Origin of the sequence: Chitinophaga pinensis (assembly GCF_007896845.1) — a bacterium.
Classification (GTDB): Bacteria; Bacteroidota; Bacteroidia; order Chitinophagales; family Chitinophagaceae; genus Chitinophaga; species Chitinophaga pinensis_C.
The window spans coordinates 136,277-158,789 of sequence record NZ_VOHS01000016.1; the positions used below are offsets into that span (position 1 = coordinate 136,277).

Sequence of the window (22,513 nt, forward strand, 5' to 3'; positions counted from 1 at the left end):
TAATCTATGCCGCAGACGCTTTTGTTTATAGATGGATTACAACTTGATTATATCCTTGTCCAACTGTTCGTACGCAGAATTTTTACTAATGAATTCCGGCACCAATTGTTTCATCAATACAACGGTTGGTGTGATGTAGTGCTTCTGGGCAGAAGCGATCAGTTTTTCAATATGGTCGTTTACCTCAACAAAATCATATTCACGGACCCTTGCTATCAGTATCTTTTCATGGTAGGTACTCAGTGTATTTTCTGCTGTGTTCAGCAGTTCTTCATACAGCTTTTCGCCAGGGCGCAGCCCTGTATAGACGATCTGTATGTCTATGCCCGGTTCCCGTCCGCTCATGCGGATCATTTTACACGCCAGTTCAGCAATCTTCACCGGTTGTCCCATGTCAAAGACGAAGATCTCGCCCCCCTGTCCCATTGCACCGGCTTCCAGCACCAGCTGACAAGCTTCGGGGATGGTCATGAAATAGCGGGTGATATCCGGGTGGGTAACGGTAAGCGGGCCACCCTTCTCCAATTGATGTTTGAAGCGTGGGATAACGGATCCGTTCGAACCCAGTACATTTCCGAATCGGGTGGTGATAAACCGGGTAGGCGCCGGATTGTATCCGGCACTGGACTTTTATACTGACGATTGACGTGTGTATTATAAGATTGTGTAAAGATCTCGGCAATTCTTTTGGAAGCGCCCATCACGTTAGTGGGGTTTACGGCTTTATCGGTGGAGATCATTACAAACTTTTCTACGCCAAATTCAACAGACAGCTCAGCGAGCATCTTGGTACCGAGTACATTGTTCAACACGGCAACGGAAGGATTTTTCTCCATCATTGGCACGTGTTTATAAGCAGCGGCGTGATAGACAACAGAGGGTTCGTATACTTCAAACAGTTGCTGCATACGTGTTCTGTCGCATATATTGGCGATATAAGGTACGATGGTTGTTGCCGGAGACAGTTCTGCCATTTCGAGTTCAAGCTCATGCAATGGTGATTCTGCCTTATCACACAGCAGGATAACGGAAGGTTCCAGTTTGGCGAGTTGTCTTACGAGTTCGCTACCGATAGAACCAGCTGCGCCGGTGACGAGTATGGACTTACCTTTATTCTCACGTGATACCTGTTCGTTATTAATATTGATCACGGATCTGTCGAGGAGGTCTTCGATCTTTATATCCTGTAGTTTTGCAGGGCTCCATCCGGCATTGATCCATTTATCAACAGGCAGCACTTTTTGTACTTTTATATTTAATGAAAAACAGTTGTCAACGAGTTCGTTCAGGATCTGCGTATCAGGCGTTTCATCAGCAACGATAAGCAGTTTGATCTTCTCTTGTTTAACAAGTTTTTCCAATGACCTTCTTGAGGTGGCGAATATGGGCAATCCATCGAGGCGTTTGCCCGCACGGGTTAATTTATCATCCAGAAATCCGGCGATACGTATACTGCCTGTCTGGTCTTCATTAATGGCTTTACGTACGACGAGACCCGAGCGACCTGCATTATATATTACAGCTTTGGTTTTGTTAATGACGCCATATCTGCTATAGTAGCGGAAAGCCCATTTCACAAAGAGTCTGTAAGAAAGGAGGAAACAAGTGTTGATGAAGAAGTTGATAGCGATGACAGATAGCGGAAACATATTTTCTGTCGTATAAGCGACGGCGGCTACATTGATATAATAATATATCACAGCGCTGATAAGGCTTACACATGATATGCGGCCTATGTCAGCCATACTTGTATAACGTACGATACCCGTGTATGTACGAAACAGTAGTGACAGCAATAAGTTCACACTCACAACCACAATAACAATATCCTGCATGGGGTATCGACCAAAGTCTTCGATATTGAAGTTAAGCCTTAGTAAAAAAGATAAGCTCATTGCAACAATCGAACACCCAAGGTCTAATAACAAAATCAGCCAGGACGGGGTAATCCATGATCTCTTAGTCATCAGTTTAATTAGATAAGGTTAAAACTTGTATCAATGTTTTTCAACAACTTCGGAATCTCAAACAATATGTTTCTCAGTGGATTATGTCTTAACCTGCGTGCAAAATAAATACATAAGTTTAAATTTTACCCAATTTACAGATGAGTTCAACCAATGTTTTTATCTCTAATATTAATATTGCATCATATTAGAACTGCCTCGTTTTTCATAATTCTTCAATATCGTGTATATCCGTGCTTTTGGTAGTATAACTATTTTTCAAAACTCGTGGAAGTATCAAATAAGCATAATTTAACAATGCGTACTTATACGCAGTATTAAACTAATAAATCACAAAACACATTTATCCAAACACGTCGTTATGGTGGAATGATGACAGCCTTTAACGTGGGCTCTTCTTAGAAACATAAAAGTATTAACATGATGCAAAGCGTCTTTCATGGCATGTCAGTTGACCTGTTTGGTATTACTCTAAAGATATTTTTTTAAAAGACTTTAAAGTTATGCTTGCGATCCTGATGTTCAGTGAAAACAGTTGAAACAAACACTATACCAAAGTCCGGCGACAGTAATTTTCCTATTCCACTGCATTTGATAACAACCAGGAAGATACGTTTGTTTTAAAATTCTTAAAAGGGGAAGCTCAGCCATTATATTTAAAGGAAAAGGAGTAACAGATATGAAATTATACAAATTTAATTTTCTCTAATTATGAATCGTACAGATAATCTGAAAAAAAAATACCCGATGCCGTTAATCGCATCGGGTAATCTTTACTACAAAAAAATATATGTTTTTACGTTATTCCACAGTTAGTGTGCCGGTATAGCCACAGGTTTGGGTCTTACGACAGGTCTTGGTGTTTCAACAGCTATCTGTTGTTTCTTTGGTCTGTGTAATACATAGCTTGTCTTCAGGCAAGAGTAGCACATGTACTTACGCAGTGGCAAAAATCCCAGGACATATTTCGCGAAGAAACCACGAGGCAATCTGTCTTCCAGTGACCCGTGTTTACATTTAGGGCAATCATGCAACTCTATCTTTTCAATCTTGGAGTTGGTAGTACCCTGCATCAGGATATAACTCATAGGTAAATCAAATTAATTTTTAGGGATGGTAAGTCCGACCTACAGACTCAGCTATAAAGGTACGAATATTATTATTATTGTATTAGTTATTTTTCGTGTTTGTTTTATCTGTAATGTGGAGATATTTCGGAGTCAGGCTCCTGGCGGGAAAAACAAAATGTCTGGATAGAAAATCCGGACATTTTTACTAACGATTCAGTGGAGAAATGTACTTATATAAGTAAGAAATCGCGGCTTGTCTGATTACCCGGAATATCGTTGGCAGCGATGACGATCCGTGTACCAGGAAGCTGTGGATTAGCGACTTTACAGGTATATGCCCATTCACTATTATCCGCAACGGCTGTTCCTGTTTCTAGCACGGTATTATCTGCAGCGATGATCATTACTTCCACTGAATGAAGAGGAACAACATCTGTTGCCTGTATGTAAATAACGTTTCCTACTTCTCCTTTATAATGGTCAGTAAAAATGTCCCGGATTTCGGGGAATGAATGTGCGTCTTTACACAACAAGCTATAGGCGTTCTTTTTACGTTTCTTTGCGATTGCCTCGTAGTATGTTTTTTTCTCCGGATCTTTCCATGCACTTGTAGCCAGTTTTGTTGCTATGCTGAAGCGCCGTAAGACAGCTATTTGTTTTGCGGTAGGCGGCTTTGTACTCTTTCCTCTTTTTTTGCTACAACTGTTTGTCCGTTTACCTGCCGGATGGTTAACTGATCGCCGATAGAGCCACTTAAGCCCATCAGTAATATGTTGTTTTTATTAATTGCCATAGTAAATGATTTCAGGTGATGAATAGCATCCCGGCACTTAACCGGGATGCTGTTGAATGAATTAAGAAATAATGATCTCGCGGGAGCCTTTGTTGCCCGGAACATCGGTTGCTTCTACACGAATGACGGTGCCTGTCATTGCAGCATTGGCTGCTGTTACGGTATACTTCCAGTAACGTTTATTGTCATCCTGTAATGCGTCACCGCTTTCCAGTTCGGCGCCGGCTTGCGATAAGACTATTACCTTCACACTAACCGGTGGCAGGACATCCTGTGCACTGATGGTGATGATATCGCCTGTTTGCCCTTTATATGCGCTGGTATCGATCAACTTTATCACTGGTGGTAAAGCAGCATCTCTGAAGGCCGCGTTAAAGGCAGACTGTCCCCCTTTCGCAGCTTTCTGATAAGCTGCTTTCATGACGGGATCCAGTATAGCGTTTTTTGCGAAGGTGGCTGCGTCAATAAATCTGCTTTGTACGGCCAGTTGTTCGTCGGTCGGTGGCAGACTGTTAGGTCCGCGTTTGACACCTACAATTGTTTTTCCTTTACGTATACGCAGTGTCATTTTTTTTCCGATGGTACCGGATACACCGCTGGTGAAAATGTTGTCCTTTACTATTGCCATATTGTATCATTTTTTTTGTTAAAAATAGATTTACAACACAATCGTGATCAACGGTTGCAACCGGAGGCGCCCCTCTCCTGTTGCAGGCGCAGTCCCGTTGATTGCGATTGCTGATACAATATTAGCAAGGATTCCGGCACACTTTCAGGCAATGTATTCAGACGCCGGAAAAGTTTTCATAAGCGCACGGTTTTTTGTTATAAGCGTATGCCTATAATTCTATAAAACAGGCAAACACGTCCTTTTTATTGCGTTCGCTCAAGAGTATCATGTCACCGTTCTTCATTTTAATTTCTCCTTCCTTCGTTTTCTCACCATTTCTTTTCACGGAGATATCCTTTCCAACACTTTCAATGTGCTGTATGGCGACGATGTACTTTCTATGTGTACGGACAAATTTTCGGAAGAAAGGTGTTTTTGGATTTCAATCAGACTGTTTCGTGTAGCTAAGGTGCGTTTGTTTACCAATGTCAGTTTGATATAATTGGCTTCAACAGTGACATAAACGATTTCGCTCGGGAAAACTACTACGCGACTGCCGTCTGTTGTAATAACTAAAAAAGGTTTCTCCATAGGCTATGGTAAAACGATTGTGTAAAGTGATGGAATTAGATGAGAAGTGCGGGGAGGAAAGCTGTAAGCCACTAAGTCGGGCTAGTAGGGCCTGAAGTCGGGAGAGAAGGGATAGGAAAAACTGGGTTGTTACGGGATAGAAATAGCGATTAACTGCAATGGTGTTTTTTGGGAAGTTTTTCATGTAAATTTTTATTTTGTAATGAATGGTACCAGATGTGGTACCCGTAAAATAACTCGATACAAGTTACCGAAAAATAGCCAATTAACGAGCAGATCTCTGCGCTGAAATAGTCTGATAATACTCATCTTACGTTAATGTTACGATAGTAAGGTAGCATTAAGGTATGATAAGTATTATCTGACTATCAAATGATAATAAACGGGAAGGTTTGCTGTACTGCGTAAATTTGTCAGTGAGATATTGACTGAAATAATTGAGGAAATTTCTGGCAGACTGCAGCGATGGTACGTGCGGGTAGTATATCGGGGTTAAAGATCATGAGCAGGGGCGCATCTGCTACATGAAACGGATTATTGTTGCATATAATCCTTAATCGCGCTATGATAGACCGAGTAACCCGGATGCGCTTTGTAAGCGGCTTTACGTACCGGGTCCTTCACTATCTCCTGCGCATACTTTACTGCCCTTGCGAAGCGTGATTTTTCTTCTAATTGCAAAGGCGATGGTTTGACATTAGTCATGTCGGGGTACTTGCTTAAGAAGGTCTTCCCCTTTCTTTTCTTAATCACGAATTTTTTGTTCGACACATGCTTATTTAGCACGACTCCCGCGAACAAGGGATTGTTTGTTTCTGCCATAGTGTTTTTTTGGCAAAATTAGGAGATTAGGGCTTGCGGGTTTTACGTGATTTTCCCCGCTTTCAAATTCACTTTCCTCTAAATTCAAAATAATATCTCCTGATATCACAATGCTGCTCTTCCTCTTGCGAAAAAATATGATTTCAAACATAAAAGTGATTTTCTAACATCGGATCAGCTTAATCTAGATATTGATATATGCAGTCACGTATACGTATTCATATTATTTCTGTCTGCAAAAGACAATTAAACAGAAACTATAAAATACAAATATCTCCTATCAGATTAATTACATCAATCTTACATCACGCCCCTTTCGCCAATGATTACTTACTTCCTGATACTGACCATGCAGTTTACGGCGACGGATTGTCTTTGCCATAAATGAAATTATATTGACGATTTAAATGTAACTATAGGATAAAATATATCCCATTATTACTATCTTAGAGTTAATTTTGTCTTTTAGTTACTTAAATTCGTGAAAAGTTAGTCTAATCACACTATTTTATATCCTTTAAGATATGAATAAAGGTAAAATTATTGCTGACCTCAGAGACAAACTGGCCTGGTCACAAACTGACCTTGCCGACAAAAGTGGCGTATCCAGAGTGATGATCGGCAAGTATGAACGTGGGGAGGCGGTTCCCTCTATTGATGCTGCAAAAAGGATTGCAGACGCGCTGGAAGTCAGTATGGATTATCTGGTAGGTGAAGGTATAAATGCGAGGTTTGATAAAAAGACTTTAAAGCGTCTGGAAGAGCTTGAGTTGCTGGAAGAGGAAAAGAAAAGGGTATTGTACGATCTGATTGATACGTATATCCGGGATGCGAAAGCACGGAAGGCTTATACACAATAGCCAGTTCAGCAATGTGATATGTAACAATCACTTGTCATAAAATTTATTTCTAACTTTGATTTCATGAGCAAGTATCCAATAGGCTTACAGGATTTTAAGAAAATAAGAAAGGAGGGGTATTTATATGTTGATAAAACTCAATTGATTCATAAATTAATTGATTCCGGCAATTACTATTTTCTAAGTCGTCCAAGGCGTTTTGGTAAATCTTTATTACTATCTACAATCAAGGAGATTTTTAGTGGCAGCAAAGAACTATTCGAAGGGCTTTGGATCCATGATCAATGGAATTGGTCACAACGATATCCGGTAATACATATCAGGTTTAGTCAAATTGATTATAAAGGGCTCGGATTGACGGCGTCGATAAATCGTGAGCTTGATATGTTAGCAACGGAATTTAACGTACAATTACTTGAAGACACCATTGCACTGAAATTCCGGGAATTGATCAGAAAAACGGCGAAAGATGGCAGAGTAGTGATTCTGATTGATGAATATGACAAGCCTGTTACTGATTATTTGGAAGATTTGGCAAAGGTAGAAGAGAACCGTTCTATAATTAAGAGTTTTTATTCCATACTAAAAGATGCAGATGAATATATTCGTTTGCTGCTGATCACAGGTGTGAGTCGTTTTACCAAAGTAAGTATATTTTCTGATCTGAATAACCTCTACGATATTACGCTAAATCCTCACTATGGCACATTGATGGGAATTACCCAGCAGGAGCTTGAGTCTGATTTTGCAGATGAATTAAAGATTCTTCAACAAAATCAACCCGATATTTTGCACAAGCTAAAAGAATGGTATAACGGCTATTCGTGGGATGGAAATAATAAAGTATATAATCCATTTTCTGTACTTAGTTACATGGGATCAGGGCGGATTCAAAACTTTTGGTTTCAAACAGGAACACCCACCTGGTTAGTGAATCTAATGAAACAAAATCGGGAATTTAAATTAGATAATTTGCGAATCGGAGAGAATGCTTTGAGCAGCTTCAATGTTGAGCATATTGCTTCACTCCCTGTTTTGTTCCAGACAGGATACCTGACAATTAAAAATTATGACGAAAAAACAAGACTATACGAACTTGGCTATCCAAATAAGGAAGTAGAAGAAAGCCTGACAGATGCACTACTGAGTGCCTATCGAAATATATTTCCTGGTAACGATTCATTTGTAATAGTCAGTACTTGATCTGACAGTGCAAGGGATTTTGTACGATTAATTGATAGCTAAAGATAACTGATTTAATTGTTTTTCTTTTGCCAGGTGTCTAGTTGCTATAAAAGTCTCCATGGGAGTTTTACCATAACAGTATTTTCCGCTGTGAGGTCGTTCGTTGTTGTAGTAATTAAGCCAGCTATCTAAATCAGCCTGTAGTTGCTCCAACGTAGTGTAAATCGTCTTACGGAATGCAATAACGTAAAACTCCTCTTTTATTGTCCTGTTAAGCCGCTCACAGATCCCGTTTGATTGAGGACTGCGTACCTGTGTTTTAGAATGTTCTATGCCCTCTATGGTAAGATATAGCTCATACTCATGATGCTCGTATTTACCCTTATACTCTGATCCTCTGTCTGTCAGAATGCGAAGCATAGGAACATCTTGATCTTCAAAGAAAGGTAGTACTCGATCATTAAGAATATCAGCAGCTACAATTGCATTCTTTCGGTCGTAAACCTTTGCAAAAGCGATTCGGGAATAGGTGTCGATAAATGTCTGTTGATAAATTCTTCCAACGCCTTTAATACTCCCAACGTAATAAGTATCCTGGGCTCCAAGGTAACCAGGATGTTCTGTTTCTATTTCTCCGTAAGCCTCTCTTTTCTCCTTTTTCCGTTCAAGAGCCATCATTTGAGCTTCCGTGAGAATAATACCATCCTGAGCAATCTTGGCTTCAAGGGATTTTAATCTCTTATCAAATACCTCCAGGTCGTGCCTTTGCCAAACACTACGCACACCGCCTGCAGAGATAAAGATGCCTTGTTTACGAAGTTCATTACTCACCCGTTGCTGACCAAAGGCTGGATACTCACAAGCCAGTTTTACTACTGCTTCTTCAACAAATGGTTCAACCCGGTTTTTAAGAATGGGTTTAGAGCGGCTTATCTCTTGCAAGGCCAACTCTCCGCCTGTATCATACATCTCTTTGATGCGATAGAAGCTGTCTCGGCTGTAACCCATCACTTTACAAGCACGGGATATGTTACCTAAATTTTCTGCTAATTTCAGCAGACCTAACTTCGTTTTGATTAACTTGTCATTACTTTTCATATCTGACAGTTTTAAAGGGGATTAATTCGAAGTGTGGTTACTTAAAGTTAATCCCTTACTGTCAGATTAAGTCTTGACTATTTCAATTCATTGGCCGTCACATATGACCTCGGAGTAGCACTGGAAAATAATGATATGCCTCAAATGATCAAAGCACTGGATGTAATAGTCTCCACAATTCCCTACGATCATTGGAAGGCAGAAAGTGAATCAATCTTTCATATTATCGTACATCTGTCCTTTAAGCGTTTAGGTCTTGACGTACGTAGTGAGGTACATAGTTCTACAGGCAGATGTGACGTACTTGTATTCACTGAACAATACGTTTTTGCCATAGAATTGAAATTAAACGGAACTGCGCAGTCTGCTCTTGATCAGATATTTGAAAAGGGTTATTTGCGACCTCACCAATTAGACGATAGAAAGAAAATAGCAATCGGCATCAATTTTTCTACGGAAGAAAGGGCCGTTCAGGAATTTTTAGTCAAGGAATTTGAATAACATAGCATTATATGCTATAGGTATGTGCCATGACTCTTCACGGAAATACCTTATTTAGACTGTCTCAAGGTCCATCGCCAGCGTGACACCATCATTAATCCTCTGTCCCTGCCTTAAAACCACAGAATGCGTCACTAATGAGATAAATAATACTTAGCAAATCTATCCTTATCCGCTTTTTCACTCAGAAATTCTGCAACCACACCATATCTCTGAAAATTGACTTTCCCCTCACCCAAAGACATCCCATTAACACTACTAATACGTTCCTTATCAACAGTCCCGTCATCTTCCCAATAACATACCGCACAGATAAAATATTCAGCGCTCAATTTTAATGTACTATACCCACAACATGGACATGGAAATAACTGCACATCTACACCAGTGATCTTTATGGGCGACTTGAGCGTCGAAACCAACAGTTCTTCTATAAAACTATTCCGATAAGACGCTATTTTGTGCTGCAGATATTCCCTTAATATCCTATTCCTTTCTGCATCATCTATATCATCACTATCATCATGCCCCGCATCACTTAATGCGTCATACATTTCCGCCGACTTATCCTCATCGCTTAAGGACAACATATTTAAAAAAGAAGCTAAAATGATTGCCTCATTTCTATTCAATACTACCACTTCTATTATTTTCCAGTTGACTAATTATCTCAACACGCCCGTAAATGGAGCAAGACTAATAACAATGAATAGCTTCCCCCCTCACATTCACCATATCATCTACTTCTTTCGGCAATTTAAAACCAGTTGCTAATCTAATGTCTAGTAGCTTAGTCAGCAAATATTCTACATACTTTCTCTCAGTCGCATTCAAATGCAAAGATTTATCTTTATTCAACTGTACACGTGCTCTAAATTCATCCGGCACAAGCAATTGAGGATACTTTTTCAAATAAATACTATAGTATGCAGGCCAGATCCAAAGACCATCTGTGTAAATAATACCCGGAGCAATTCTTTCCCGTTCTCATAAACAGGAGATATTAAACGGATTATCGACACTCCATTCTCTAAATAGCTGATGATCTCATGCAACTCTTGCTCATCGGTTTTCTCATCAGATAAAAGCTCATTAATATCTCTGGAACATTCAACATGAGGATCATGCAATTTAAAAAATCCGATGACGTTCATTCATTCTTTGTGTTAAAGTTAATACCCCCAATACGTCGGCTGTTGAGCAATTTATTCAGATCGATTTAATTACAATCAACCTCCCATGAGCATTTAATCAGCAAAAGATACTTTTAAATGTTTTGCAAGATCAGGCACATCTTCAACCGCCGCATTGACAATCATACGATATTTTTCCTCTGTAAACTCAATCAGGACTGCTTCCATATTTATTCGCCCATGCTTCAACCAATAATCTGCAAATATTCTGGGAGTTATAAAATAGTTCAATACATTGTCTTTGGTAAATAAAGCCCATTGAAGGTTACCGGAGTAAGCACTGACGATATCGTTTAATTTTGTATAAATAACATCGTCTTTACCTGTATCTTTAAATCTAAACCTCAAAAAAGGAACTCTGGTATATCTACCATCTAAAGGCCACATGCTAACCAATGCTGTTTCAATTCGCCTTATCTCAGATAAAGCTTCGTAAATCATCCTACTTAATTCAATATCATCCATAAGAATTTACAATTTCAATTTTTAGAACCTCAGAGCGGCCCTGCTATATTCACGCTTAAAATAACCAATGCTACCATTTCTTTTTACATGCCTGACAGCAATGTCTTTAAAGATCCTGTTATGCTGCAGCGGCTTAATGAGATTAATGGACCGTCTGATGAAGATAAACACTGTATCTTGTATACTATCAACGGCCTGCTCCAAACGCAAAAACTAAAAAAGCTTTTGCTAATAAATAAAAATCAATGGTCGCTCCATTTCGTTCCAACCATATAACTGCGGTAATTCATACATTATATCAAGAGTATAATTATCCATAAACTCAAATTTACAAACAGTTTTCCATCCATTAGGAATGCTATCAAAAGATTGAAAAAATTGTTGACTTACGTTTTTCAAAATAATCTGGCAATCTTGATAAGCTTTCCCATTTTGATCATCAATAACTTCTGTAAAAACATGACCGACTGATATGTCAAACTCCGAATAATCACAAAACAATATCAGTTGATTGTCCTTTAAATCAAATAGGTCTAATCCTGCGCTGAACTTCTCATTTAAATCTTTATGTAACCTACCTAAAACTTTTAGTCTTACCTTTTCCATTACTTTGTTGCTTTTAATGCTGCTGCTTGTTTGTAAAACTCATCTATCTGAGATTGAGTCATTTGAGGAGTATCTCTAAGCAGATTACTAATGTCATCTAATTTAACCTTACTTGGCAAATTAATTCCCATATTCCCTAAAATGTTTCTGGCTTCGTCTGCCGTTATTGTAAATTCTACCTTTTCAGTTTCTCACAGGCAGAACTTGCCAGGCAGATTGAATCACATCATTCCATCAAAAGCTATTCAATAAAAGTAAGATACTGTTTAATAAGAATGCCCTACCTGTCAATCAGTTAGGGCATTATCATCTTCGAAAAGAGCGTTTTCTAACATGTAATATGCAGATTACAGTCTAAAAACTCTCTGGTAACTCCTTAGAAGGATCAATACTTCCTCTATATTCCTTTAGTCTACTAACTATATTTCCTACTGATAAATCAGTACCAAATAGTTCTAATTGCAATTCATTTGATTTAGGTGAATTAAAATACATATGCTCCACTATAAAATTATCCTCATCCATTGATATAATTATACGAAGAAACACATCATTATAAGATTCATATAGCTGGAATCGCCTAACATGTGTATGCGAACTTGATACAGTACTTTCAATTTCAAAAAGCCTAATCGTAATAATTCTTCTCTCATATTCTCATTTTGTAAAAGTTACTGAAGCACTAGTATAATCACCTGCTGTTCCCTCAATACAATTTATTTTCACATTATTGAAACCCAGATTTCTTGCATTTGAACCTGTAAATTTTCAAATGCTGCTTCTTGGAGAAGCGCATTTGCTTCTGTACCTGAAAGACTTTCAAATGTTACTGATTTAAGAGCTAACTAATTTTTAATCGTGGTGTTAAATGCCCTTAAATTTGACCCAAGGGAACCTCGACTCCACGTCCCCTTTATTCCAGTTACAGGTTCTGCAGAGGAAACTTTTTCAAAGAGGCCTTAAAGACATCATTACCCTACCATCATATTCAGTTCCTTTGGTATTTACATAGAAATCTAAATTCCCGTCAGTATTCTTCACAGTACTTATAATGCCTCTCTTGCTATCTTGGACCTCAAATTCTCCTAACTAGCATAGAGTTCATCAGTTACTGTAATAGGTTTCGCTACGGATGTCGTGGAAGTTGTAGCTTCTGTCGCCGTCACTTCAGTATTAGTATTAGCCCCAGCTGCTGCACTCCCTATTGCCTGAGGAGCTGGAAGAACCGCAGCTCCTGTTAAATACGAAAGAGCCAAGGGAATTCCTACCGCAGGGTTCATCAAACCAACCAATCCAATGACGATAACAGGAGTAACATTTTTTCCGATAACTATCTGAACGCTTGCATGAGCTTTCATTCTGGCAGCAAGTTCAACGTCAGAGTTTTTTCATTTTGGGAGTAACTAAATTTGAAATATACTCCTGATTTGCTTGTCCACCTACAGCTCCAAAATATTCTAATCCATCCAGGTCAATTCCATCGATCGGTCTGTTACTTGCGAACTGATAAGGCGTTAATTCTGGAGATTGAGGAGTCAACGATCCACACTCAAAAACTTCCCTATCCTCGGATCATAAATTCTAACCCATAATCCTGCTGATTCCCCTCGCCCTTCACCTCGTTGTCATTCTCCTTCCCATTAAACCCATAACGATAATCCCCGATCTAAATGACCTCCCCGGCATCAACATTCCAAAGGATTTTTACTCAAGAACTGACCCTAAGATATCCTTTTTTCTTTCATCTGTATTTTCAATTTAAACAAAAAATAACGCGCACGTACGCGGGATGCGGTACTTATGTTGATCTTTATCCTGCTGATGATCAACGGACTAACGTACAGCACTTGTATCACGTCCACCGCATCCATTATCCTGCAGAAGGAAGCAAGATAGTACTGCAGATGGCCAAGGTACTACTGCTCACGTTCGCGCAGCTTAATAGCCGCTATAAATCAGGGAACTGAACTGAAGCCCTGGATACGACTGTGGATTCTTATAGGCGAAGCTAATGATACTAATATTTGAAGGACCTTAAGATGCTGCAGCGACTCATGAGATTAACGAACTGCCTGATAAAGACAAAGAATGTGTCTATTCCTTACTATATGCTTTTCTCGCCAAATCTAAATTACAAGCAATACTTAAATAAAAAAGCTCGGTTCATTCTTAGAACCGAGCTCTATTTCTTGTTAAATTCTTTATTAAAAGATTAAATAGCTGATAATTTCGTTCTTAAAATTTACTCCGACATTCTTCAATATATTCTTCCGCCGTACGTGCTGTCCCAGTTTCAAATAAATTTCCAGTAAATTTATTCACGATCAGAGCCCCTACTACTATTGCATCAATAGTATCACCTGTTTCAATAACTTCTTCATTTGATAAAAAAAAGCCCAACCATATTCAAATTCAATAGTATATTCATCTATTATAACTAATTCCATTCTATTAATCATACTGGATTTTCCTTCAAATATGCATATGCCTTGATCTTTGCCTCAATTAATGTAATTGCTTGCTCATAACCAGTTGTATTTTTGAAATATAATTGTTTAAATTATACTGTCATAAGCGTTGAAGGATTCTGATCCAACTTCCAACAGGCTTTTGAAAATCTAAAAATATCACATTACCATGTTGCTTTGTAACATTAAAATATTGACCTATTATATCCCGACCAGAACCTCTATATCCGAAAACACACCAGTTGCTTCATCTTCTAATTTACTCATTGCATTGACCACCCCTTCAGCTGTATAGTAAGATGAACCCTTTTTCACTACCAAGCTGTTAAAAAACTTTTTGTATAAACTTTGCCATGTTTCAACGCTGAAGCTGGAAAACCTTTCAAAGTTGCATCCCCTGCTATAGTACAGCCAGCGGTATTGAACCTGTTGGTTCCCATTTTTATCAGTATATGTATATTTTCCATAGTTAGCGTTCTTCAATTCAGAGAATTCAAAGAACGCGAACGAACCGTTATCGGGTTTTGGTGCCCTTGGGTATGTTATTGCATTATGAGCAGCTATTTGTTATCTGTTCAGGGGCACCCAAAGGATGGATGCGTATATCTGTTTGCTGCTTCCAACATTGTCAGTGACTGTTACACCGGTTTGCCACCCGACATCGTATACGAATACTTTTTTACTCTCTTTTCATCTCCATCCAGGTCAATACTTCTACTAACATCATTCTCCGCAAAAGCATAAGTACTATTCCATGGATACTCTTTTGTTAACGGATCTACACTCAAACTTCCCTACTCTCGGATCATACACCCGCATCCCATAATCCTGCTGATTTCCTTCTCCCTTCACCTCATTATCATTCTCCTTCCCATTAAACCCATCACGATAATTACCTACATCTTTATCAATGAAAATCTCAAAACTGTTTTGAGCAAAACTCAGTTAGAGGGCATAAAAATCTATAGAATCAACTAAAATATAAAAATTCTTAACATTTCTTCCAAAAAAAGAATCTGTCTCGATTTGGATTCTCTCTATAATTGGCATTTACTCCTCAAAAATAAATTTTTAATACGTCAATCTCTGCCAATCAAAATCTATGTACTGATTATAGAAGTTCATTTTATCGATAATATCTTTAGGAAGATCTGCATTTAACACCTTCACTTATCTACATAAAAGCTATTCTGTCGTAGTTTTTAATACTAAAAATAATTCTCCTCAATTTCTCAACAATAATCGTTTCAACACCAGCAATCTTTTCTCTGACTAGCATATTTAGCCCCAACATGTCTTTATCGTCTTCGTGATTGGCTACGTGACTAAATATATTAGAAATAAAATCTTCGTTTTTATCATATGCGACTAACAATGAACTTAACCAAAACGTAAATCTGCTTCTTCTTCATCAAGTTCTTGATATCCTCGCTCCAAGTTATCTTTCGATTCGTAAATTATTCTATAAATTCTTTCCGCAATAATGGTCGCCATTGACTATTTTTTTTAGTATCATCAGATCTCTGGAAGTAAAGATTGACAATTCTTCAACTATGAAATCATAGCAGGAATTATCTCTTCAATGTTATCACTTTCCAATTTCTTAGCTATCTCATTTCTTTCCATATTAATAATTCTTAGTGATTTTAAATACACCTTTTAGTTTACATTCGCAGGAATTGAATAAATACCTCTATCCGGATTATTTCCCTTCACTCTAACCCCCTGCTCAAATGCGCTACCTTCTGAAAACTGATTGAATATTGTTGCTTTCCGGTAGACTTAAACACGCCAATTCTCCCCAACTGACCTTCTGTGAGGGGAATCTCCAGATCCGTAACAATATTTCTCCGGCCTTCCCCGTTGTTGTCCAAAAATCTGTGTGCCCTGTTCCAAACTTCAATTCACCAACTATTAAACTTTCACCTGCTCCAAGAGCAACTAACTGATCCTTGGTTATGCCTGTTATACCCGCTACTGCTGCCTCGTCAGTAAAATGATGAAAAATTCTACCTTCACCCAAATCGGCAATCATCGTCAGTGGTTGATCTTTCGTTCTAACAGCATCGTCTAAAAACTCGGCAAAGTTAGCTTTTGAAAAATCAAACCTTTTATTGGGAACTTCGATGTTGCACTCGACTGAAATATATTTTTACCCACTCGTATAATACCACTTGCTGCTTTACCTAATATTATACCGCCAATCTCACTAGTAGCAACAAATACTACACTATGCATGCCATCATTTATAGATGCCTGATCATGCTTAACAATTCCACTTGTTGTTTTATAGATGCCATGTAACAATACTCCATCAAGGAAAAAAGTAAACAATCCTGAATTTCCAGCTGCCATACTGCTTCCTACAAATAGAAAGGCACTTTTATTGGCTTCATATATTCTCTCTTCTGCATGTTCAGGATCTTGCTGTCTTATCTTAGCCTCCCATCTCCTATTGTCTGAAACAGCTTTCCCTATGCTGTAGGATCATCTTCTCGACCATCGACATCTACTGCATACACAGGCTTATTCCCTGCAAATTGGTAAGGGGTATAAAATGCATATTTTGCGGTTAACGGGTCCACTGATAGAAATTTACCTATCCTCGGATCATAAATTCTAAAGCCATAATCCTGCTGATTTCCCTCTCCCTTCACCTCATTATCATTCTCCTTCCCATTGAACCCATATCGATAGCCCCCACCACTAAACCCTCTCACCAGGCATCAACGTCCCAAAAGGATTTTTACTCAAAGAACTGACCCTAAGATATCCTTTTTTCTTTCATCTGTATTTTCAATTGAAACAAAAAAAATAACGCGCACGTATGCGGGATGAGGGATGCGTTACTGACGCTGATCTTTATACTACTGATCATCAACGAACTAACGTACAGCACTTGTAAGCCCGTCCACCGCATCCATTATCCTGCAGACGGAAGCAAGATAGTACTGCAGATGACCAAGGCACTACTGCTCACGTTCGCGCAGCTTAATATCCGCTATAGATCAGGAAACTAACCTCTGGCAGCTATAATCTGCCGCTTAATAGCGACCTACCGCCACCACCGCCATGCCGCCAGGGTCGCTGTGGTGGGAGTGCGCAGCGCAGCAAGCACGGAGCCACAGCTGGCCGCGCTAGACCTTATCCCAGCCAGGAGCGAAGCGGATGGCAGAGACAAAAAAATAAGGCCCTGGCGGCTAAGGCAGGTGGCGGACGAACTAGAGGCAGCAAAGGGATGGCTGTAGCAGCGCTAACTGTGCGCCTGCCGCCAGACCGGGAGCTGCCCGAACGCAGGGCGATGGGGCGCAAAAACTGTGACAGGCTGCACATAGGACACCTTTACTGTAGACAGCTCTCCGCAGCCTGGCGCATGTTTTTGTGCGCACCGAGACCGGAGTGAGACCGCTGTTCCTGAGCCTCTTGATAAGGAACATATAAACCCTGTTGGTTGGCTTTTGATAAGGGGATGGGGAGTCCTGGTCCCGTTGGGACTTGAACCTAACTTATAAACTCATTACTGGCAAGGGCTGGCTTTCTAAAAAGCAACATACACACGATTTACACACCCTTTCCGTATGTTTGCACATGCCCCTGATAACTGATTGCTTGGACGCGGGTTCGATTCCTGGTATAGGAACAATACTACATTTGATTTACAATTAGTTACACATACCCGCAGGCCCATTTTTAGCCAACTAAGGTACTCTCCTGTCGTCCCTCAGGCCATCATTGAGGCAGATCGAACACTATTTCCGCCCTTTTAATGAGGGGCTTTACACATACCGTATACATGCTTCATACATGCCGTATACACGACGTATACGTGGACTTGATTGGCTAAAAATATCATTTTATTGGGTGGTACAGCTCTATGGCTGACTGTAAACGGTACACATCATCCTGGCGGTATCTTTCTGTACTCGATGGGTATTTATGACCTGCGAACTGCTGCACAACCCCTATATCATGCCCCTGGATAAACAAGTTCGCGATCACACTCTGACGGATACGCTGCGCACTGACCTCACGACCCCGGTAAAGGCCCTTATAAACCCGTTTTACATGCTTACTGATCTCTGTTCCGGGCATCCCTTTACCTCGATGCCCCAACAGTAATAAATCGCTCTCTGAGCCCCGTAAAAGCTGTAGACGCACTTCTGACAGGTAACTACTCAGCCAGTCTATTTGTACCGGTTTTAAGGGTAACTCCCGCCTATTGGTGACCGCTGTTCCCTTTATATACACACTGCCTTTCTCCAGTAGTATATCTGATACCGATAATGCCGATAACTCGCCCACCGTCAACCCCTGGTACACTAGTAGGCTCATTAAGGCTTTATTACGAAGAGCAAGCACGCTATAACGTTCCTCACGCTCCAGTAACACTTCCAGTTCTGCGGCACTGAACAGGTCCTGTAACTGGATGTCTCTGCTGCGCTTATCCCGTAAACGGATATTACGCGCTGGATGGTCCAGACGCGCACCTATGTGACACAGATAATCATAATATACTTTGATACTGCTCACGATACGGTGTAAGGTGTAGCTATTGCGGTAACGGTGACGTAATACGCCTATATAGCTCATTAGATCGGAGTAAACGGCGCCTGGGGCTTCAGGATACGAGGATAAAAATTGGTTGATCTCACGCCCATAAGAGGCTGCTGTACTAGGGGTATAATGTTGTTGTAAATACTTGTCTAAGGTCATATTATTGCCAGTTGATGTGCACCTACCTTTGCATAGATCTGCGTCGCTTCCAGGTGGCGGTGACCTAAAAAGTCACGTACATATTCAAGGGACATACCGCCCTGTAACAGGTGCGTCGCTATACTATGACGTAAATAATGAAGACTGATCCCTTTCCATAATCCTGCACGGCCGACCAACTCTTTCAGTAAGCGGTTATAGCTGTTACCACTCATGCGCCTGCCTTCCCGGTTCAACATAAACGCACCTTTCTCTACTGCCCCAGACTTACGATATTCTTCCAGGTAAACGCCTAACTCACTGGCTACCTTGCCCGTTAAGGGGATCACCCTACGGCTCGCACCTTTTCCGGAACGAACATATAGCAACCTGTGACGCACCTGTACATCTCTGACGTTCAACTGCTCCGCCTCACTACGACGTAACCCACAACTATAAAACAGATGTAACATCACTTTCTCTCGCATGCTGATCGCTGCCGTAAACAACGATTCCACTACCGCTACACTTAACGCTTCACGCCTGCCGCTGGCATGTCTACGGAACTTCAACCCACTCATCGGATTATACTGCAACCCACCACTACTCTCCTGCCAGCTAAAAAACACCTTTAACGCATACACATAATGACTGATCATGATCCCGCTCAGGGCGCCTGATCGGTATTTTAACGGACGGATATGTAACCACTCATAAAATAACACTATGATACCCGGGCTTATTTCTTTGATGCTTTTAAAACCACCATATTCCAAAAACTCTCGCACACATGCTGGCAGCATCCGCTGTGTACTAAGCCCATAGCCACTTTGCTGTAAATAATTTTGGAACCCTATGATATAAACCTCCATGGTACCACTATGACGTTTTAGTGTTTTTACCCCCCTTGAGCATTTTTTCTGAACACCGAACGCCAGCCCCCTTTTCAACCTCCTTCAGCCACCACAGGCAACTCTGGCGTTCGGTCTGGCGTTCGCTGGTGTTCGGTCACTAAGGCTGACAACTGATCGCCAAGATGGGTCTTTATACGCTCACGCAACCTGCTGTAGTTATCCCAGTGCCCTATCCGGTACTTATAACCACGGTTGGCATGACCGTACTGACGTACGTAACATAATTCCACCAGTTTATTTATATAATGATGCTGTTGGGTCTTACCCACGCCCGTTGCATCACGCACCTCAAAACGACTAAACTCATAATCTCGGCCACGCGCGCCTATATATTGCTTTAACTGCTCGTAGAACTGACGAAGACTACCGTCCAGTTCATCTACCTTTAATACAATGCTATCGAACATGATACTGATCGCTGACTCCACATCGCTTAACTCGGCTATCAACCGACCTTTACTATCACGCCTCCGCTGGTACTGATGCAACAAGGTCACCATCTTCACAAAGTTTAAAAACAGGTCATGTAAGCGACGGATCTTATGCGCATCTTCAGGTAATTGTAAACGACCTGCATAGGGATTCACCACCTCTAAAGGCTCTAAGCTACGTACCAGGTTACGGATAAATCCTTTACGTTCCTGCTCTCTACCTGTATCGATCTCCCCTGCAGCCTTCCTGTTCTGATAACCAATAATACGGCGCGTCTGATCGCCACTCTCGTCTACCGCTATCAGGAACACACGGCTCATGTTATCCTCGTACAGTTCTCCTCTCGTCGTACACGCAAGACTCGCTATCGGACCTTTCACCGTCTTCTGACCACTGGTGATCTGACCATTATCCAGCTTGATACTCGTCGCACTGTTCAACTCTCCATTACTCTGCAACTCACGGAACGCGAACTCTGCCTCTTCACTCAACCCATCTATATCTTCCAGGCACAACAACCGGTTGATAAAGTAACGTTCAGGATAATTGTATAACACCTTATCACTCACCCGTGTCAGACGCGTCACTTTCTCAGGGGGTATACAGTCCGATACCTGTTTTAATAAACGCGTCTTTCCACTACCGCTACTCCCTTGTATCAGCGCATGTAAAGGTGCGGGCATCTTATAACTCAGCGCTACCAGTAGTAAAAACAAGCGGTTCTGTTCCTCTCCGACTATGCCCGTTTCGCCTAATAATACATTCAGCACCTGCAGTAACCCCTCCTGACGTAAAAAACGTACGGCTGTATTTCGTTCTGATTCACTTAAGGTATACACTGCAACGCCTTCTGCAGGTGTCGATTCCCCTTTCCCCTGTTCTGCCTCCCGGTACTGGTCCAGCAGGTCTGTCAACTGGTAAAGGTCCTGTTCCAACACATCTTTGCGTACCCCTAGTTTCTCCCCTGCTTCCCTGCATAAGCGTTCCACCTGTTTGTCTTCATACAGGTCTATTTTATTGCGGCTCTTATGACCACTCTCCTTATGCTCGATCACCAGCGTGATCTTCATACTGTCCAGCTGTTTACTTAAGCCACCTTGTACATAGTAATTGCCGCCTGCACCCACGTATATAAGCTTATAGGGATTACGGCTGTCTAATAGGGCTCCAGCTGATACAACAGCGGTGCTTTCCGGTGATGACAGATTTGTTTTTCCAGCTGATACTTCAGTTGAAAAAAATAAAGCAGTCCTGCTTTGCAACAACTCCGTAAACACCTCCGCCGTATGACTCACACCTATACTATTAATGCCTTCTCCATCTGGTAATACAATGCTGCTCATAAGCACATAAGGCAGACGGTTCTTTAACAAGGCGCTGTATTTCTCTACCGCCTTACGGCCTGCTTCATCCCCATCAAAAGCAAAAATGATCTCCTGCAGCTGACCTAAGCTCACTATCGCTGCTTCATGCTCTGCCGTCAACCCATTTGTACCATAACAGGCAAGGATCCCATAAGCCTTACCTATCTCATGATGCTGTAACAAAGTCGCTGCATCTATCACTGATTCGGTCAGGATCAACCTGGTTATATCTCCCTTCGGATAACCTGGATAAAGCCCCTTTCTGTCTTTCAGGTAATAATGACGCTGATCACTATCATTAACTGTACTACGGAAGTACATACCACTGATCGATCCTTCCCTATCCCGCAACGCAAACACGATACAGTATTTTCCAAAAGGTTTATAAGCCTGGATGCCTTCTCGTGTATTAGAACCCCACGCAGACAGTAAGCCTACCGATACACATGCTGATATCAGCTGTTCGTCCCTACGGGCGCCATGATGGAACTGGGCCGTATTATAGCCAACTTCTAAACGGGTAATGTCTAAGCCGCGGCTTTGCAGATACGCTTGCGCGGGCTTGCTGTTATGGATCGCATTCTTAAAATAGGTAAACATGTAGTTCAGGATGCCTGAACGGCTGACTGGTACTGCTGCAACAGCACTGGTACTACCGCCTATCAACTCCTTACATTTCAGGATCGCTTCCCGTTTACTGATACCATCCTTATGCATCACAAAGTCTATCACATCCAGCGACTTGCCATGCGTCTTACAGTTACTGCTAAAACAATAACAGGTTTGCGTCTTGTAATACACCTGCAGACTCGGGGTCTTGTCATCATGGAACGGACAATGTAATCGCAGGTGCTTATCAGGCTTTAACCCGTAATGCATAAG

The 22,513-nt window shown here is 40.8% G+C and carries 23 protein-coding genes and 1 pseudogene; 3 read left to right on the forward strand and 21 right to left on the reverse strand.

What is annotated here, in order from left to right:
- Positions 1-36: 36 nt before the first annotated feature.
- The 8 genes and pseudogenes from FEF09_RS16910 to FEF09_RS16940 all read right to left on the reverse strand — a co-directional run bounded on the left by FEF09_RS16910 (position 37) and on the right by FEF09_RS16940 (position 5,853).
- On the reverse strand, positions 37-567 hold the full coding sequence (locus FEF09_RS16910; protein ID WP_146306213.1) for a polysaccharide biosynthesis protein: 531 nt from the start codon (positions 565-567) through the stop codon (positions 37-39).
- Positions 468-1,700: an SDR family NAD(P)-dependent oxidoreductase gene (locus FEF09_RS16915; RefSeq protein WP_186774382.1), complete on the reverse strand. Its 1,233-nt coding sequence runs from the start codon at positions 1,698-1,700 to the stop codon at positions 468-470. Before FEF09_RS16915 ends, FEF09_RS16910 begins: the two co-directional genes overlap by 100 nt.
- A gap of 1,079 nt (positions 1,701-2,779) precedes the next feature.
- Positions 2,780-3,055, reverse strand: a complete 276-nt coding sequence (locus FEF09_RS16920) for a hypothetical protein (protein WP_146306215.1) — start codon at positions 3,053-3,055, stop codon at positions 2,780-2,782.
- A 212-nt stretch (positions 3,056-3,267) separates the two neighbouring features.
- Positions 3,268-3,570, reverse strand: a complete 303-nt coding sequence (locus FEF09_RS16925; RefSeq protein WP_146306216.1) for a hypothetical protein — start codon at positions 3,568-3,570, stop codon at positions 3,268-3,270.
- A gap of 116 nt (positions 3,571-3,686) precedes the next feature.
- Positions 3,687-3,830: a hypothetical protein gene (locus FEF09_RS30785; protein WP_186774383.1), complete on the reverse strand. Its 144-nt coding sequence runs from the start codon at positions 3,828-3,830 to the stop codon at positions 3,687-3,689.
- 61 nt (positions 3,831-3,891) lie between these two features.
- Positions 3,892-4,458 (reverse strand): hypothetical protein, encoded by a 567-nt coding sequence (locus FEF09_RS16930; protein WP_146306217.1) that lies wholly within the window; start codon positions 4,456-4,458, stop codon positions 3,892-3,894.
- Positions 4,459-4,669: 211 nt separating this feature from the next.
- Positions 4,670-4,846 (reverse strand): annotated as a pseudogene (locus FEF09_RS34795) (hypothetical protein); the annotation flags it as partial.
- Positions 4,847-5,565: 719 nt separating this feature from the next.
- Positions 5,566-5,853 carry a hypothetical protein gene (locus FEF09_RS16940; RefSeq protein WP_146306218.1) on the reverse strand — a complete coding sequence of 96 codons (288 nt, stop codon included), beginning with the start codon at positions 5,851-5,853 and terminating at the stop codon, positions 5,566-5,568.
- Positions 5,854-6,377: 524 nt separating this feature from the next.
- On the opposite strand from FEF09_RS16940, the gene FEF09_RS16945 reads away from it, so the two are divergent.
- A complete protein-coding gene (locus tag FEF09_RS16945; RefSeq protein ID WP_146306219.1) occupies positions 6,378-6,713 on the forward strand; it encodes a helix-turn-helix domain-containing protein in 336 nt (111 codons plus the stop codon).
- A 63-nt stretch (positions 6,714-6,776) separates the two neighbouring features.
- Positions 6,777-7,916 (forward strand): AAA family ATPase, encoded by a 1,140-nt coding sequence (locus FEF09_RS16950; RefSeq protein WP_146306220.1) that lies wholly within the window; start codon positions 6,777-6,779, stop codon positions 7,914-7,916.
- Positions 7,917-7,943: 27 nt separating this feature from the next.
- On the opposite strand, the gene FEF09_RS16955 is transcribed toward FEF09_RS16950, so the two are convergent.
- Positions 7,944-8,996 (reverse strand): IS481 family transposase, encoded by a 1,053-nt coding sequence (locus FEF09_RS16955; RefSeq protein ID WP_146306221.1) that lies wholly within the window; start codon positions 8,994-8,996, stop codon positions 7,944-7,946.
- A 144-nt stretch (positions 8,997-9,140) separates the two neighbouring features.
- Here FEF09_RS16955 and FEF09_RS16960 point away from each other — a divergent pair, with 144 nt between their 5' ends.
- Positions 9,141-9,497, forward strand: coding sequence for a PD-(D/E)XK nuclease domain-containing protein (locus FEF09_RS16960; RefSeq protein ID WP_261387547.1), 357 nt, complete (start codon positions 9,141-9,143; stop codon positions 9,495-9,497).
- Between the two features lie 134 nt (positions 9,498-9,631).
- Here FEF09_RS16960 and FEF09_RS16965 read toward each other — a convergent pair whose 3' ends face one another.
- The 12 genes from FEF09_RS16965 to FEF09_RS17020 all read right to left on the reverse strand — a co-directional run bounded on the left by FEF09_RS16965 (position 9,632) and on the right by FEF09_RS17020 (position 22,510).
- Entirely contained in the window at positions 9,632-10,138 is a 507-nt protein-coding gene (locus tag FEF09_RS16965) for a CPCC family cysteine-rich protein (RefSeq protein ID WP_222597006.1), read from the reverse strand.
- A 606-nt stretch (positions 10,139-10,744) separates the two neighbouring features.
- Positions 10,745-11,155: a hypothetical protein gene (locus FEF09_RS16970; RefSeq protein ID WP_146306222.1), complete on the reverse strand. Its 411-nt coding sequence runs from the start codon at positions 11,153-11,155 to the stop codon at positions 10,745-10,747.
- Between the two features lie 228 nt (positions 11,156-11,383).
- Entirely contained in the window at positions 11,384-11,761 is a 378-nt protein-coding gene (locus FEF09_RS16975; RefSeq protein ID WP_146306223.1) for a hypothetical protein, read from the reverse strand.
- A gap of 354 nt (positions 11,762-12,115) precedes the next feature.
- Positions 12,116-12,286 (reverse strand): hypothetical protein, encoded by a 171-nt coding sequence (locus FEF09_RS30790; RefSeq protein ID WP_186774384.1) that lies wholly within the window; start codon positions 12,284-12,286, stop codon positions 12,116-12,118.
- A 560-nt stretch (positions 12,287-12,846) separates the two neighbouring features.
- Positions 12,847-13,119 carry a hypothetical protein gene (locus FEF09_RS16980; protein WP_146306224.1) on the reverse strand — a complete coding sequence of 91 codons (273 nt, stop codon included), beginning with the start codon at positions 13,117-13,119 and terminating at the stop codon, positions 12,847-12,849.
- Positions 13,120-14,430: 1,311 nt separating this feature from the next.
- The gene (locus FEF09_RS16990) at positions 14,431-14,712 is read right to left on the reverse strand and encodes a hypothetical protein (protein ID WP_146306225.1); all 282 of its coding nucleotides are present in this window, start codon (positions 14,710-14,712) and stop codon (positions 14,431-14,433) included.
- A 1,255-nt stretch (positions 14,713-15,967) separates the two neighbouring features.
- Positions 15,968-16,264, reverse strand: coding sequence for a hypothetical protein (locus FEF09_RS16995; protein ID WP_146306226.1), 297 nt, complete (start codon positions 16,262-16,264; stop codon positions 15,968-15,970).
- A gap of 35 nt (positions 16,265-16,299) precedes the next feature.
- On the reverse strand, positions 16,300-16,584 hold the full coding sequence (locus tag FEF09_RS17000) for a hypothetical protein (protein ID WP_146306227.1): 285 nt from the start codon (positions 16,582-16,584) through the stop codon (positions 16,300-16,302).
- Between the two features lie 119 nt (positions 16,585-16,703).
- Complete coding sequence (locus FEF09_RS34800) at positions 16,704-16,949, reverse strand: RHS repeat-associated core domain-containing protein (protein ID WP_409994863.1); 246 nt, start codon at positions 16,947-16,949, stop codon at positions 16,704-16,706.
- A gap of 1,129 nt (positions 16,950-18,078) precedes the next feature.
- On the reverse strand, positions 18,079-18,819 hold the full coding sequence (locus tag FEF09_RS17010) for a tyrosine-type recombinase/integrase (RefSeq protein WP_186774386.1): 741 nt from the start codon (positions 18,817-18,819) through the stop codon (positions 18,079-18,081).
- A 119-nt stretch (positions 18,820-18,938) separates the two neighbouring features.
- Positions 18,939-19,793 (reverse strand): tyrosine-type recombinase/integrase, encoded by an 855-nt coding sequence (locus FEF09_RS17015; RefSeq protein WP_146306229.1) that lies wholly within the window; start codon positions 19,791-19,793, stop codon positions 18,939-18,941.
- A 74-nt stretch (positions 19,794-19,867) separates the two neighbouring features.
- Positions 19,868-22,510: a CHC2 zinc finger domain-containing protein gene (locus FEF09_RS17020; RefSeq protein ID WP_261387548.1), complete on the reverse strand. Its 2,643-nt coding sequence runs from the start codon at positions 22,508-22,510 to the stop codon at positions 19,868-19,870.
- Positions 22,511-22,513: the final 3 nt, after the last annotated feature.